The sequence below is a fragment of the Paenibacillus xylanilyticus genome, from assembly GCF_013359935.1.
In the GTDB taxonomy this organism is placed as follows: domain Bacteria; phylum Bacillota; class Bacilli; order Paenibacillales; family Paenibacillaceae; genus Paenibacillus; species Paenibacillus xylanilyticus.
Map to the genome: position 1 here is coordinate 26,000 of NZ_JABMCB010000154.1, position 15,703 is coordinate 41,702.

At 38.8% G+C, this 15,703-nt stretch carries 15 protein-coding genes; all 15 read right to left on the reverse strand.

Features of this window, described 5'->3' with window-relative positions; translation table 11 throughout:
- Positions 1-14: 14 nt before the first annotated feature.
- The gene (locus HP552_RS05055) at positions 15-1,115 is read right to left on the reverse strand and encodes a hypothetical protein (RefSeq protein WP_175394513.1); all 1,101 of its coding nucleotides are present in this window, start codon (positions 1,113-1,115) and stop codon (positions 15-17) included.
- 51 nt (positions 1,116-1,166) lie between these two features.
- Positions 1,167-2,708, reverse strand: coding sequence for an LA2681 family HEPN domain-containing protein (locus HP552_RS05060; RefSeq protein WP_175394514.1), 1,542 nt, complete (start codon positions 2,706-2,708; stop codon positions 1,167-1,169).
- Positions 2,709-2,757: 49 nt separating this feature from the next.
- The gene (locus tag HP552_RS05065) at positions 2,758-3,060 is read right to left on the reverse strand and encodes a YjcQ family protein (RefSeq protein WP_175394515.1); all 303 of its coding nucleotides are present in this window, start codon (positions 3,058-3,060) and stop codon (positions 2,758-2,760) included.
- Between the two features lie 537 nt (positions 3,061-3,597).
- Positions 3,598-3,873 (reverse strand): group-specific protein, encoded by a 276-nt coding sequence (locus HP552_RS05070; RefSeq protein ID WP_246310766.1) that lies wholly within the window; start codon positions 3,871-3,873, stop codon positions 3,598-3,600.
- Between the two features lie 20 nt (positions 3,874-3,893).
- Complete coding sequence (locus HP552_RS05075) at positions 3,894-4,175, reverse strand: hypothetical protein (RefSeq protein WP_175394516.1); 282 nt, start codon at positions 4,173-4,175, stop codon at positions 3,894-3,896.
- A 43-nt stretch (positions 4,176-4,218) separates the two neighbouring features.
- Positions 4,219-4,521: a nucleotidyltransferase family protein gene (locus HP552_RS05080; RefSeq protein WP_175394517.1), complete on the reverse strand. Its 303-nt coding sequence runs from the start codon at positions 4,519-4,521 to the stop codon at positions 4,219-4,221.
- Positions 4,522-4,556: 35 nt separating this feature from the next.
- Positions 4,557-4,907 (reverse strand): helix-turn-helix domain-containing protein, encoded by a 351-nt coding sequence (locus tag HP552_RS05085; protein WP_175394518.1) that lies wholly within the window; start codon positions 4,905-4,907, stop codon positions 4,557-4,559.
- 182 nt (positions 4,908-5,089) lie between these two features.
- Positions 5,090-5,506, reverse strand: coding sequence for a metallophosphoesterase family protein (locus HP552_RS05090; protein ID WP_312884213.1), 417 nt, complete (start codon positions 5,504-5,506; stop codon positions 5,090-5,092).
- Between the two features lie 22 nt (positions 5,507-5,528).
- Complete coding sequence (locus HP552_RS05095) at positions 5,529-5,771, reverse strand: hypothetical protein (RefSeq protein WP_175394519.1); 243 nt, start codon at positions 5,769-5,771, stop codon at positions 5,529-5,531.
- A gap of 182 nt (positions 5,772-5,953) precedes the next feature.
- Positions 5,954-7,159: a hypothetical protein gene (locus tag HP552_RS05100; RefSeq protein WP_175394520.1), complete on the reverse strand. Its 1,206-nt coding sequence runs from the start codon at positions 7,157-7,159 to the stop codon at positions 5,954-5,956.
- A gap of 217 nt (positions 7,160-7,376) precedes the next feature.
- Positions 7,377-7,865: a hypothetical protein gene (locus HP552_RS05105; protein ID WP_175394521.1), complete on the reverse strand. Its 489-nt coding sequence runs from the start codon at positions 7,863-7,865 to the stop codon at positions 7,377-7,379.
- A 3-nt stretch (positions 7,866-7,868) separates the two neighbouring features.
- On the reverse strand, positions 7,869-12,887 hold the full coding sequence (locus HP552_RS05110) for an RCC1 domain-containing protein (protein ID WP_175394522.1): 5,019 nt from the start codon (positions 12,885-12,887) through the stop codon (positions 7,869-7,871).
- A 543-nt stretch (positions 12,888-13,430) separates the two neighbouring features.
- Positions 13,431-14,570: an IS200/IS605 family element RNA-guided endonuclease TnpB gene (gene tnpB, locus HP552_RS05115; protein ID WP_175394523.1), complete on the reverse strand. Its 1,140-nt coding sequence runs from the start codon at positions 14,568-14,570 to the stop codon at positions 13,431-13,433.
- 455 nt (positions 14,571-15,025) lie between these two features.
- Entirely contained in the window at positions 15,026-15,262 is a 237-nt protein-coding gene (locus HP552_RS05120) for a hypothetical protein (RefSeq protein WP_175394524.1), read from the reverse strand.
- Positions 15,263-15,448: 186 nt separating this feature from the next.
- Positions 15,449-15,697 (reverse strand): hypothetical protein, encoded by a 249-nt coding sequence (locus HP552_RS05125; protein WP_175394525.1) that lies wholly within the window; start codon positions 15,695-15,697, stop codon positions 15,449-15,451.
- Between the last annotated feature and the right edge of the window lie 6 nt (positions 15,698-15,703).

Genomic DNA, 15,703 nt, shown 5'->3' on the forward strand with positions numbered 1-15,703 from the left:
AAACACATCTTTTATCATGCGATTTTTTTAAATGTATACAAGGAGTTGCTACCCTTTCCAATAGCTTCAAATTCAAAATGTTTGCTTACGAATTCATCTTTAAATATAAAGCGTTCAATTTTCTGGTATGTTGAAACCTCCTGAAATCCACATACGTAATTCGTAGCTTTATAAATAAATGAATTAAACATTACTTCATAATCAGATAACTCTGCAGCATCAATTATGATAATTCCACCCATTTTTATTGACTTATAATACTCTTTAAAAACACGAGTAATTCCCTCGCCATTTTTATCATCTTTATTCGTTGAGTACCATAAGCAACCTCTGATGTCCATTATTATGTCTGCAAACTTTATATCTACTTTGGAAAGGTTCTCTTTTAAGTTATTACCATTAAAAGAACCATCTACATAAGTAAATTTCCCATTGCTCTTGGTGGTAACTTTTCCTTCAATATTTCTGACATAATCCATCAATAGGAAATCTATTTTTTTTGGAAATATATCATAAAGCTTCTCCTCAATTCTACCCTTATTAGCACTTGGACTGACAAATACCACATTAGGCAATTTATAAATATGAGAAGCCACTTTTCTGGTATCTAAATAGAATTGGTCATACCATTTTATCTTTTTCAGGTATCTATATGTAGCATCTGGCCACTTGTATAGTTTTCCTCCCTTTATATAATCCCAATCAGACATATCAAGTACTTTGTGTTTCTTTAAATTTTTGAAACTTGATATCGTTATAATTTGATATGTTACAAGCGCAAAGCCTATACTGACTGCAAATAAAATGAAATTTAGTAACACTAGAGCTGAATTATGTAACTCTGAAGAGTGTGTATGAAAACCAACGTTCATGATTATAAATGCTATAGACCATGGAATTAAAATTACCATAAACCAAAACACAGCTATATATGTTAGTCTATCCAATGTGGTATTTAATCTGTTCAAAATATTGGAAAAATTAATCCACTTATATCTTAACAAAGAGTATAGAAGTCCAGAAAAAGTCAGCCCAATGAAAATACTAGTTCCCCAGTACCTCATAAAAATAATCAGTAATTCAACTGGTGACGATAACATTGATGATTCAATCACTTGTATTTTCCTTTCCTTTTGTAATAGCCATTTCATATACACATTTCATTCCTAGAATGTTTTCCACTCGTCCTTGTATTCGTCCATTGTCACTTGCACTGTGGAACTTTCTCGCCGAACTACTAATCTATGTCTTTCCTCCACATTTACTAATAATGATAGTAAAACGATTGCTTCTCGAGAATATTTCATTAGTTCTAATGTTGCAGACTGAAAACTTCTGAGATCAACTGAATGCGCAAGAGTATCCATGGAATTTTCATTTTGATGAAGTAATGAGTCATGAATTTTAAGGTAACGATGTTCCAATGCATTTCTTAAAACAGATAAAGCCTCAATAGAAGGATCTAAATACTTGTGTTTCACCTGTTTCTTGGCAATATCTTTGCATAACCAATATAAACCGACACCAGGATGATTGTATGTCTCATTATCTGTAATATGCTTCTTTAGATCCAGCTTGTAATCATACCCATTCTTGCCGTATTTTTTATTGTGCCAAATTGTTTTATAAGAAACATCCTGTTCTTTTATACCTAAATCGAAGTACTCATTTAGAAAATATGCTATTCTATCAAAAATTGAATAAAGACTTCTAAAACCAAATTTTATTTTTTCTATCCCAATACCATATATAGGATAATCCAAAGTGTTATACATAAAAACGTCTTTGTCTGAGAAATGTGGAGTGTTGTTGTTAATTCCATCATAAATAACAAATCTTGCTGATACATATTCTTGCTTTAACTGACTAAATAAACCATGATATTTTGGGCCAATGTTTATCTCAGTTACAATGTCGGGAAGGTGTAGAACGTCGCATGCAACCATCGAAACGTAAAAATAATCATTCAGTGTATTCAAAAATAAGTTGTTGTGTAAACACCAAGATCTATAGTCTTGCTCTTTGTCAGAAGACCCAAGTGAAAATTCATCAAAAGTATTCTCATTAACATAGTCCTTAACACGTTCAACTTCAGCATTGAACACAATACGTGCATTATCATCTACGTCAGGACTTATAAGAGCTTGCCTCAGTAATCGACTTCCTTCGTTAAGTAAAACCTGACTATGTCCCTCATCGTAGTTAATTCGAGCATAATCTATAAGTTTAAGTCCCATACTTCCTAGAGCCATAGGGAATTCTTCATTTACTCCGTGTTTTAACTGATCGATTGATCTGGTTATTCTTCCGATACTATGTAATTCGTTTGCATAATTTGTAGTTGAACTTAACAAATAGACAGTGTAATACGCCTCATCTTCCCTTGTAGCTGAAGCCCTTTGCACCGATTCACTTTTATACTTGCTAAAGTACTCCAGCGACTTACGATATAAGTACAAACTTAATTCAAAATTTTCTTCATTATTATTTTCATCTGAATGTTCTAGTTGCCCACTATAGATCAGACCATTTCTATTTCCTTGAGATGTCGCACCAAGATACGCAAATATAGCTCTTTCAAGATCGTTATAATCTGACGAATCTATAATCTCAAGACACTCTCCCACTATCGCTTCTAAAGAATGAATATCTTTTTCATCGAATGCTTGATCTGCTCTGCGAGCAACACTAAATACATTAGGATGCATTGTTTAAACTCTCCCCTTAAACCCACAAAATAAACAACCATTAATTACACTAAAGACTTATCCACTCTTTAATTTCTTTTACAAATTTATACGCTTTAACATGCAGCTTGTTGTTATTTAAATACTCCTCACCCTTTTCCGTTAATTTGGAGTTATAGTAGTAAATCGTATCGCCAGCATAAAAAGGTTTGGTTAAGTATCCCTCTCTGACCAAAAAGTTAACTTGCTCCTCAAATTCTTCCCATCCAAATCCTAGATCCGGTTGCTCGAAATTACTCTTGTCAGCATTATTAAATAGCTCGTCTTTCTCAGTTTCTTTGAGAATTACGTATCTAATCTTTTCTTTGTTCATGTCATCATCTCCCTATAAAATAGTTATTTGATCAAGCTGTGCCACGATCCAAGTACATTGTCATAATACTTATGTTCTTTCGCATAAATTGTTCGTGATTTCTAAGCCTCAACTTGGCACTTTTAGAAAAGACTTGGATAGACAATAGTTCGTGAATCAAATTTTCTTGATGTAACACTAAAGTCATACCTTCCTCTAATTCGTCTAGAAACATCCGATTAACTGTTCTTCTTTTTCCCTCGTATCAGTTTGAACATGAAATTTTACATTACATTTCGTACATTTCCATTTATTTTCAAGAATTTATTGTAATCATCTAAACTTTGTCTGCAATCCGGACAATAGATAACTTCACCATCAATGTAGTTGAAGTGTATACGATATCCTAAACTTTTAACTACTCACGATTTTATACCCATTACTTTGCCTCCTACTTTTCATCTCTTTATGAAATAATAACCCCTTTTATCTTCAAGAAGATTACATCTTTTAATTTAATTTTTGATCATTTCTTTACTCAGTTCTCACATTAACGTATTATTTTCCTTGTTCAAGCAACCAATCTCCCAAAACTCCCTGGTTTCCATGACTGGAAAATCCATTTACAATCGACTTTTCTTTTGATGAATCTTGGATTGTGAAAGTATCTTGAATGGTGTCACAACTCCAACAAGTTCTTTTCTTCAACTCATTTGAATCCCAAAACCCGTATTCTGCGTCAACTTCTCTAACTAATTCAGCAAATTGCAGCCTACATAGCTTTTTTACTTCAGTTTCATTTATTTGAAATGAGATCATAGCCTTATCTTCCATAATTTCATCACACCTTAGAGTCAAAATTCTTTATCATACGCACTTGCAAAGGTAATTCCAGCAACTTGTACTGAATCATAACCATTAAACTCCTCAAGAGTCTCAACAAATCCCTCCACGACACTTGCTGCTCTTTGGGTCAATTCATCTTTACCTAGCTTTTCATCATTATTGATCCTTACATTCTTATTTAAGTAATCCTTTATTCCGGCCTTACTGGTAAACAAGCTAACAATAACAGTGTATGAAAAGCGGTAATTACATTGTTTTCTTACATGATCTGGCATCGGATAGTATTGCAACTTACCCACCTCACTTTTGATCAAATGTACCGTTTTATCAACTTTAACGTTCTAAATGATAGGCTTCGCTTAAGGCTTTACGATACATCGTACAAATTTGTTCTTCATCCGCCAAATCAATATTTCTTTTAAAGTATGATTCTAAATCTTTAAGGAGCCCCATATAGCGCACCAAGTCACTCTTTCCATCAGGTAGCTTATATAATGTGACCACAAAATCAATATCACTTAATTCAGTCTCTTCTCTCTTTGAAACAGATCCCATGATACGAACGTTACTTGCACCATATCTATCAAATATATCAAGAATATTGTCTTTGTCTTTCTCTATCTCATCCAACAGCATTGACTAACTCTCCCTATAAAATATTTGTTTTATCTTCAATCAAAAAGTAATCGAGCAATTTCAACTAACTTTCTCTTTTCGGTTAATGTCATTGCCTTGTCTCTATACAACAGGTCATTGCTCAAAAATTCTTCGCTTGTTAGTTCAATACCCTTCGTTTTAGGAACTTCTACACTAGATAGAGGTATACCAGTAATGACCCAATCAATAGTCACATTATAAAGATTGCACAGTCTAGCCAAAGATTTATAGTCTGGTTCACTAGTCCCAACTTCATATCCGCTAAGGGTTTTGTTATTGATTCCGATCTTTTCATAAACCTCAATCTGTGTAAGATTTGTATGTTTTCTTGCTTTCTTTAGTCTCTCACCTATGGCATTATCCATAATACCCTCCAGGTATCTATTCTATCTTTATCATATACGTGTACAGCAGTCTTTGATTATTGGGCAATCCAAAGTCATGATGAAAATGTCCGAAGTACCACTGCTTGTATTCAGCCTTCTGCTCAATGCCATAAAAGTAAGGATGCATTTCATCTCGATTCATTCGTATATTGCAACGCTGCTCAATATATAGTAGAGCAAGCGTGTGTAAGTATCTTCCAATCATGTTCCTCTAAATTCTTCAATTCTTCTTCGTATTCCTCTTGAGATGGCATCTCACTCTCAAAAACCTGTCCGCGCATCAGATGAATAACACTATCGTTAATTCTATGTACTTTACCACCATTCCAGATCTCCACTGGATACTCTTCAAGCAAATCGAAGTTCTCATGATTGCCATCTATAAACAGTGTCGTAAATGGCTTAGTTTTGTCTAACCACTTGAGCCAATATTGATTCTCTTTACTTCCATCCCATATTAGTCCAAAATCTCCAGTTATGATGAGATAATCATCCTTGGTTAGTTGTTTCTGCTGTGGAAAGTTCTTTGAATTAAACCTCTTGTTTGCGCTGATCGTTCCGTGTATGTCCAGTAATATAAATCATTTTTTTTATCCTCCACTATGTAATTCTAGCTATAGAGTTTGGATGGGATATGCATTCTCTAATGATGCTTGCAATAAATTGTATTTTCATTTTATCCTTAGTATCCGCATCCTGATTTATTAATCTTCCAGCACAGATAAGAATTTCTTTAAATGCTGTTACAGCCTCATTTCTATCGTTTGTCACTTTGACACTAGTTTCTTGGTCCAGATTCTTTTCATCATCCCAGAATCTTTTCTTGACCAGGTATGTAGGCATTTGCTCCATCTCCTTACATGTAGAGGCATTACCATGAATGGCATCAATCAATATCCATTATTATATTCAATGCAACGCTGTTATTATCCTGTCCTTTAGTTGAACAAAAGCAGCTAATCCACGTGATCAGCTGCTTTGTTAGTTATATTGAGTTATAGTTCCTGGTTAGCTAATTCATTTTTTTATTTTAAGGTTTGAACAGGCGACTTGTTTAAAACATATCGAGTAATCTGACTGCTGTCGTTCATGTAATATAGAATACCTCCACCCTCATACACAAACGAGAACGGAGAACCATCGATTTCAGAGGTATTCATGGTATACAACAATTTTAATTTGGTTGTCGCCGACTTGCTTGCCTGATAGATGGATACTTTGGAATCCTCAACCAGCATCACTGTACCATCTGACGCCGTCTGATAGCTCTTTGCAGAAGCCTTAACTGTTTGCATAACACCTTTACGGTCTATAAAAATAAAGTTGCCATTAGATAGAATTCCTGTAAATCCAAATGAAAACACATCCTTACTTACACGCTCTGAATTATTCTGACCTTCTCGGTAAATTAAGTTACTTATCTTTTTAGTCCAAACTACTTTACCTTCCTTTGTTTTTGCTGTAAAGCTTGTAACGTTGTTACCAAGATTCTTTTCTAAATATAGATATCCGTCATAACCCAGGCCAGCAAATACTCCCTCTTTGAAATCAAAATTATATCGAAATTGTTCTTTTAATTTTGAATCATAATAAGTCATACGACTTGAAGTTTTGCTTGTCCTATTAATGGTCTGCAGATAACCATCTACAAAGCCGTAATATATCGATGCATTCCAAATATTCTTGCCCAAAAACTCACCTTTGGGGGTATACCGGTAACTAATAACACGATCAGAGGCTGTCTCCAGGTATACGAACAGGTTACCGTCAGGCATCAATGACACTCCCGACAACGAACGTATCTTCTCATTAAAGTACTTATCCCATAGCACATGTCCGTCCGGGTGATAAGCTCTTAAACGCTGTTTTACAACCCCAGCCGCATTTTTGATCGGTGTGAGAATATACACTATACCATTTTGATCGACTTGCGCGTATGTACCGAAGAAGCTAAAGCTAAGATTAGTTCCTGCTGTATAGCTGGTGCTGGACATTAGTTTGCCGGTCTTTTTGTTAAGAATGTACATCTGGTTGTCCATGCTCAAATAATTGTACGTTGTATCAGTAATTCTAACGTTGCTATTCGACATGTAAGTGTGTTCTTCTGGAACTGAAAATGTCCAATCCGGCTTGGGCAGACTTGCAAATTGGTTGGCAGATACACTGCCTGGATTGAGGCTGCAAACAAATAAAACAATTACGAATGCGAGTAAACCGTGTGCACGTTTCAAAAAAAGTCACCTTCTCTATAATTTTGTAGGATTTACAACTGATTTATCGTCATTTAATTCGATATTATGAATAGACGAAACGTTTAGTGCATAGGAAAACACTCAGTTAGCTTTCAAGCATTATCTCTATTTAATGAGGTGCTAAATTGATTTAAAAAGAAGCACTCAACTCAGATCTCTTATAATTAGAGAAAGAGTGAGTGCTCCTTTAAAAAAATTAGTTCACATTAAATACGAATTCAGCAGCCTCACCGGATGTTGATCCTCGTTTGCCTTTAATCAAAAGCGTATATTCACCAGGAATCATACTTGAGGCAGAACGCTTAAATGTATATACGATACGATCATCGACTAGTTTACCCACTCCATACGTGAAACGTTTATCTTCCGGATCACGGACTTCAAAAGTAAACTTCTGAGCAACACCATCTACATTATTAGCTACTGAAGCAGTGAATACCACGTAATCACCTTCAACCTGTGCAGAGTACTGCACGTTACTGGCAACCGGTGGTTCAATCATGGAAGAAAGTACAGTAACCGTTTTGGCTTCTGAGTAGGAAGATACTTTCCCAGAAGTGCTGTATGCCTCAACCTTTACAGTGTATACACCAGCAGTGTTAAATACGTACGTCTTCTCTTCACCACTCACCAGGGATGCTCTTGTCTGTTGTACACCTTTTTCATTGTGTACGACATAATACAATGTCTATTGATCCTGCCCTGTCCCTGTAACATGCAACACACCATCTTCATCAACGGAAGCAGAGACCAGTGTAGGTACAGGTGGCAGGTCTACAACAAATTTACTAGCGACTATTTCTTTCGGTTCTCCCAGTATGGAACCTGCTTTTGGAGTAATGCGATAACTGTATTCTGTATTTAACTCCAATCCAACATCCTTGTACGTACTTTGCGTTGTCAGATTGTAGGTTTTAAGAACAGCTCCGTTAAGCATGCGTTCCAGCTTATAACCAGTAGCTCCATCGACTTTATCCCACACAAGTGTATTCGTGTTTTTGGTCTGTGTTTTTACTTCGAACCGTGTCATTTTTAAGTTTTGTTTAACCAAACCATTTTTGATTGCAGTGATACGTTTATTAAGTTGTGTTTTTCTTGAACTTGTTTTCAGCTGACCCACTGCAACAGATGCTAATTCATAGTCGTTTTCTAGCAAGCTAGTTTCAGCAAATTCTACAAGTGTTTCAGCGTCCATGATCAACTCATCATCTGTGCGAGTAGTATCTATCTTCGTTTTAAGAGCTTCAAGTTTTGTTAGCATATCGCTCTTAGATGAATCCGGAAGAGGATTTACCAAAGCTAGGGCATAATAATAGGTATCCCACGTTTTTGCACTTGTTGCACGGGTTACAGCTAAATTAGCATTCTGTACGGCTTTTGTGAGGCTCACTTCGGCCTGCAGCTTAGCTAAGCTCTCTGTTAGTGCATTTTTCTCCATACTTGCCGGCAAAGCATCAATAGCTGTTTTAGCCTTCGTCAGATCCGCTTGTTTTTTCGAACTCTCAGCTGCACTTAATTTCTCTTTTGCAGCATTGATTGCATCCTGGCTTTCTCCTACAGTCGTGATCTTCAATTGAACATCGTTAAGAATTTCAACCAGATAAGATTTCCATGCACCTTCTCTGAGCTTGTCCACGAGGCCTTTAGCCGTATCCAGATCAGTCTGCAGCTGACTTTCTTCGGCTTTGAAAACAGCCTCTTTTGCTGGACCAAGATTCAGTTTAAAGTCAATAATGGATTGGACACTATCCAGCCGAAGATTCAGTTTAGATTGATCCTCAGGTTTCAGCTCAGCTACCTGAGTTCGAGCAACATCTACGTCCTCTTGATTTCTAGACAGTTCTGCAACCCGGACCGAATTTGTTGCTTCAGCCAGTTGATTATTGTACTTGTCTCTTTCATCAATGATGTTTTGCAACGCATCAAGACGGCTTTGGAATGCAGTTTGATCAACTGGAAGCAAGGAGTTTACGAGTTCACGCGCATCATCCAGGTCATCTTGCAGCACTGTTGATTCTGCCTTCTTTACAGCATCTTCCGCTTCCTGTAGCTTTTCTTGATAGTTTTTATTAGAATCGATCAACTCTTGAACCACATCAAGCCGTGTACCAAGCGTCGCTTTATCATAGGCTCTCAGTGCTTTGATTAAGTTACGAGCAGCTGTAACATCCTCTTGTAACAAGCTTGTTTCAGCCTTCTCAACGGCTTGTGTAGCCAATTTTAAGGTTTGTTCATAAGAATCATCAATGATCTCTTGAAGATTATCGAGGCGCTCTGATAAGTCGACCTGATCTTTGTCTTTCAGTTTGTCTACCAGATCTCTAGCATGATCAAGATCGGCTTGATCCTTTGTCGATTCTGCCTTGTTAACCGCTTCAATTGCTTCTTCCAGTTGCTTTGTATATTCTTGATCACCGTTAATCTCCGTTTGGATTTTATCCAATCTTGCTGTAAGTGCTGCTTGGTCTCTAGTGCGCAATTTCAGCACCAAGGATCTCGCCGTATCTACATCCACTTGGGATTTAGACAATTCTGCCTTTGCAACAGCATTTTTAGTTTCTGCAAGTTGAATTTGATAAGCCTTCTCGGCAACGATTTTATCTTGGACAGTATTAAGGCGATTCTGAAGATTAGCTTTATCTCTTTTTGTAGCCTCATCATATGGGTTTAGATCATTAACAAAATTCCACGCTTTTTCCACATCATCCTGTATTTCAGTTACCTCAGCTCTCATAACAAAAGCAAGTGCTAGATTATATTGATCAATATAATCAATCTTGCCTTGTACAACGTCCAGTCGTGCTGTAAGATCTACCTGGTCTTCATCTCTCAGCATAGCAACTAACACTCTTGCTGTTTCAAGCTCTGTTTGTAACAAAGAGGCTTCCGCATTTTCCGTAGCAATCGTAGCGGAACGGACCTTGTTAGCATAATCCTTTTCCTCGTTAATAATGGTTTGAACTGCATGCAGCCGTAAATCCAAATTACCACGTTCAAAACCTGCACGAAGAGAGGAAACGAGTAAACGAGCAGCATCAACATCTACTTGTAATTTACTTTGCTCTGCCTTTTCTACAGCTGCGGTTGCCTCAGCGACTTGTTGTGCATGCGCTTTATCTAACTCAGCTTGTACAGCATTTAATCTTGTATATAGCATATTTTTATTCACTTGGTCTGCCTGACTCATTTCACTTACCAATTGACGGGCTGTGTCCACATCTGTTTGGGAAAGCGATCGTTCAGCTTGTAATACACCTGCAAGTGCTTTTTCAAAAGTATCTAATCGTTGTTGAACGACATCCAAACGATCCGAAAGATCTTTTTTATCTGTTTCCTTTAATTCACTTACAGATGCTCGTGCAGCATCAATCATAAATTGATCGAGTATGGATTCAGCATCTTCAACGGCTTTTTTGGCCGCCAAAAGTTTATTAGCGTAATCCGCATCACCATCAATCCAAGTTTGGACTGCGTCTAAACGAGCAGAAAGTTCGTCCTTTACAGTTCCACGAATCAGTTCTACCTTATCGCGTGCTGCATCCACATCGCTCTGTGTCTTGGATGTTTCAGCTTTGATAACCGCATCTGTAGCATCCTGTACCTTCTGTTTATACATAGGATCATTTTGATCAACGATTTCTTGAACAGCGTCTAGACGTGCATTCAAGGATTCTCTGTTTTCATCTTTCAAGGCTAAATTAGCAACAAATTCTCTTGCTTCATCAATATAAACCTGTTGCTTCATTACTTCCGCTAAGAAAACCTTACCGATACCTGAAGCATAGTTATCTTCTAAATATAGAAAATCAATAACATAGCTTGCTTCAGAGTATTTCCCGTACTGATTAGTTGCTCTTGCATAGTAAGTTGTATCTTTTTGAACGTATATCCCAGACGAAGTACCATAATCGGCCCAATAATCGTTACCCTCTGATCTATATTGACGTTTAGTTGCATCAGATGGCCAGTTAATGATTAGCGTAGTCGTACCATCTTTATCACTCGTATCTTTAAGCGTAAAGGTTGGCGGTGCTGGGACTGAATCATCGATTGCACTAATCGTAAATTCGTTAATATCCGAGGAAACTCCATATTCATTCGTGACACGTGCTTCAAGTAGTCCATTCTCTATGAAGGTTACTGTTTCACCTGAGTTTACAGTTGTCCATTCACCATTCTTAAAACGATATTCCAGTTTCAACTCATCAACACTTGTCGGACTAGTAAAAAGAATTATCATCTCATTATTACTGTACTTAGCAGTCATTTCAGGTTTCGCAGGCTTGCTACCAATCCCCTTAATCAAGTACGTTCCAACTTTCGATGTTCCTTGTGGATTGGTTACTCTTGCCTCAAGTGTTCCATTCTCAGATAAAGTGATGGTATCTCCGGAATTGATCGTTTTCCACCCGGAGCCGTTAAACCGATATTCCAGTATAAGTGTTGTATAGTAATCTGGATTTGTAATGGTAACATCGATTGTGTTGTCCTTCACTTGGCCCACTTTAAAAGTCGGATCCGCCAGTTGCTGGTTTGCAACATTCAGCAATACAGGTACTTTTACAGCGTTCTGTTTGAATCCAAGTTGGCCGACCGAACTATTACCCCAACCCCAGACGTTTCCATCATGATCAATAGCAACAGCATGATAAGAGCCCATATAGATATTTTTAATATTCAATGAATTATTGACCAGGACAGGCCGTGGATTTGTATTTTCTTTTGCATCTGCAAGTGTACCGGAAGAACTTGTTCCGGCACCCCACACTGATCCATCCGAACGTACGACTAAAGAGCTTCTAGATGATATAGCGATGTCAATAACATCGTGAATTTGAGCATCTTCACCAGTATTCAAGGTGCCAAACTTATGTGGAGAAGTCGCATAAGTAAGGATGCTACCAGACGAATTTCCATAACCAGTTTGTCCATAATCTGTCTTTCCCCAGCCCCAAACCGTACCATCATTCTTTAACGCCAACGTTGAGAACTCGTGACTTACAACTTTCTTGACGTTTGTAAGTACTTGAACCGGAGCCGTGACTGAAGTTCGATCACCATTTCCAACCTGTCCATAGTCATTACTTCCCCATGCCCAGAGGGTTCCGTCGCTTTTGATTGCATATGGTGTTCTATAACCGGCAACAATCTGTACGACATCGGTGAGACCGGCGACCTGTTTTGGGATATGCTTCGTTCCGTCTTCGCTCTCCCAGTACATTTTGCCCCAGGTCCATACCGTACCGTCACTTTTCAGCGCCATGGAGTAGCTGATTCCGGAAGCAACTTGGATTACATCACTGATTCCCTCTACTAGTTGAGGGGTATTAACATCATTGCGACTAGCATTTCCTAAACGACTACTACCGATAGATTGGCCCCAGGCATATACACGACCATCTGAACGGACAGCTAATGTAGCGTCTTGGCCATAGGCAACATCAACAATGTTATCCAATCCAAATTGATTAAAAAACAGAACATTAGTCCGTTCATTAGTAGCTAGTTGGTACTCCGCGTTGTCACCCGTTCCATACCAATTGTTATCGCTTGTTTGGATCAGCGTCGTGTCATAATTTAAAGCAGCCTTGACTCCTGTAAAAGACGAAGCTGCACTTGTTTTATCTGGGTATATAAATGAACCAGATAGCATGGATGCTGCGATCACAGCCGACAACATCCCTTTCAAAAATCTACGCTTCTTCATTTCTTGCTTTCACTCTCCATCTATGTAATATTTTTATCATCGCTTTTAATGATACATGTTTTAACGAGATTTGTAGGCAACCAGACGAGTACATTATGTTCCCCAAACGGGTACATTTTCGAAGAGATTTAAGTAAGTACTACATTTATGTAAAATACATGTAAATCGTTGGAGCGGCCCAATAAGTTCACAAAAAAAACTAGCCAATGTTTTTACCACTGGCTAGCTTGTCTTTACTGTAACGTAATATCGTGCGAAACAGGTTCGCTGTAATCGGATCCTCTTTTTCCTTTGACAGTAATCGTATATGTTCCTGCTGGAGTCGTCTTTACTGATCTACGGATGATTTCGTAAGAAACTCCTCAACGACCTTGAGTCTCTTGTTTTTTAGATGAACTGTTTTGTGAACTACTCCGACTAATCTACCGTTAGAAGTCGGAGCTTCTTGGGAAGAACCCATACTTGACCCGGATGGCATACATTCGAGCAGCGGTTAGGTTTATCAGCCAAGCGATTCCCGCAGTTCCTGCGGTTCGGTGTTCGTTAAAGGGAGTTGGTTAGATTTATCAGGCGCAGGCCTGCAGCTCGAATATTCAAACTCGCGTTAACGTCCCGGTCATGCTGAACACCGCAGCTGGGACAACTCCACTCCCGGATATGTAGCTCTTTCTTTCCATCCTGATGTCCGCAAACGGAACAGATCTGGCTAGAAGCGAACCAGCGTCTGATCGGTATCACTTGTTTCCCGTACCAAGTTGCTTTATAGGTTAGTTTGGATAAGAAGCTCGACCAAGAGACATCGTGAAGGGAGCGGGCCCACCGACGATGTCGTACCATGCTTTGAATATTCAGTGATTCCACAAAGATCACGTCGTGGTTGTTGACGAGATCTGTACTTCGCTTATGAAGATAGTCGTTTCGTTGATGGGCTATTTTTTCATGCAGCTTGGCGACGACTATACGCTGCTTTTGGTAGTTGCGGCTTTCTGCGAGCAAGCGCCCCTGTTTCTTCGCGACTTGGGCTCTGTGAGAGAGTTTACGCTGTGCCTTAGCGAGCTTGACCGCCGTCTTCGCCAGGTGCTTTGGGTTCAGAATCTTCGTTGAATCCGAGAGCACAGCCATATGAGTCAAGCCCAAATCCATACCGATAATGGAGCCGGTTTTAGGCTTCTGCTGCACATCGGTTTCGCACAAAATGGAGACGTAAAACTTCCCCGATGCTGCTTGGGAAATCGTCGCCGACTTGATCATCCCTCGGGGGTGTCGATGTAACTTGATACGCACCGGCTTCATTTTTGGCAGCTTCAAATACCGACCGTCCACAATCGCAATCGTACCGTTTTGATTATTTGTGGTGTAGGACTGTAACGGATTCTTACGCGATTTCCACTTTGGAAAACCTGCGGCTGGACGTTTGAAGAATTGTTGATACGCCTTGTTCAAGTGGAGCTGCGCGTTAGCAAGTGCCAAACTGTCGACTTCTTTCAAAAAAGGAAATTCTTTTTTGTACCGAGCTGGCGTAGGTAACTTGATTTTCTCGCCGCTTTCCTGACTTCTTTTAAACGATTCAATCCGGTCGTTGAGCATGAGGTTGTAGACTTTACGAACGCAGCCAAACGTTTTGATAAAGAATTCTTCTTGTTCAGAATTAGGAACTAATCGATATCGATAAGCTTTCAGCATCGGGTTCACCTTCGTTCTATTCGAAGATTTCGGAACACACGTTCTCATTTATCTATACTAGCGGATTCGCCTTGAAAAATCAAACCGTTTGTCATTCATCGTTTTATTACTTTCTGCTCGTTCTACAGAACTGTAGCATACCAAAGGACCATTTCTTCTACTTATGCACTTCAACACCCCTTACCCCTTCGTCAATATTCCTTTTAGCAGTACCATTAACAAGTAAATCGAAGCGATATCCTGCTGCGGACGTATTTAAACTCAGGGCTCAACGTCTTCCCATCACAAACCATTGACGTCGTGGTGGCTGCAGCTTTCCCTGGCTGATATATACTATTGTGCACAAGATCATCAAGATAAGCACCCATAACTTTACCTTTCGAGTCATCTGATTATTGAGCTTATCTTTTGATATTAAAAGAGCACCTTCGAAGGAAGGTGCTCTTTGGGTTGTTTTACTGGCGGATCCAGCCATCTGGGGTTCCAGAAGGGTTTGTATCCGGATCGATACCGCCGGTAGCGACTGTATCCATGTTTGTGAGAACTGTGTTACTGGAGTCACGCATGTATTGGGATACCAGGAAGCCTACACCTACCGCGAGGGCGATCCCTCCCAACATCAACATTCCATTTTCAGTCGTTAAGGATGCGGACTGTTCGTTTTTCATCCAGTTACGGATTTTTTTGCTCATGAACTTCTTCACCTCCATTGAAATATTTATAAATCCTTTGTCAAATATTAAACGTATTAAGTATTAATAAGACGTTGTTACACGAATTTTTCTTATGATACTCGCCATAATCATTCATCTAGGGGCGTCAGAGGTTCTCTCCGTCTACCAGAGATGAACAAGGACGGGCCTGAAGTTATCAGTGTATTATTGGCGAATCCAGCCGTCTGGTGTACCTGATGGATTTGTATCCGGATCGATACCGCCGGCAGCGACTGTGTCCATGTTGGTCAGTACTGTATTGCTTGAGTCACGCATGTATTGGGATACCAGGAAGCCTACACCTACCGCGAGGGCGATCCCTCCCAACATCAACATTCCGTTTTCCGTCGTAAGAGATGCGGATTGTTCGTTTTTCATCCAGTTTGTAACTTTTGTTTTTGCAGCTTGAATCATTTCTTT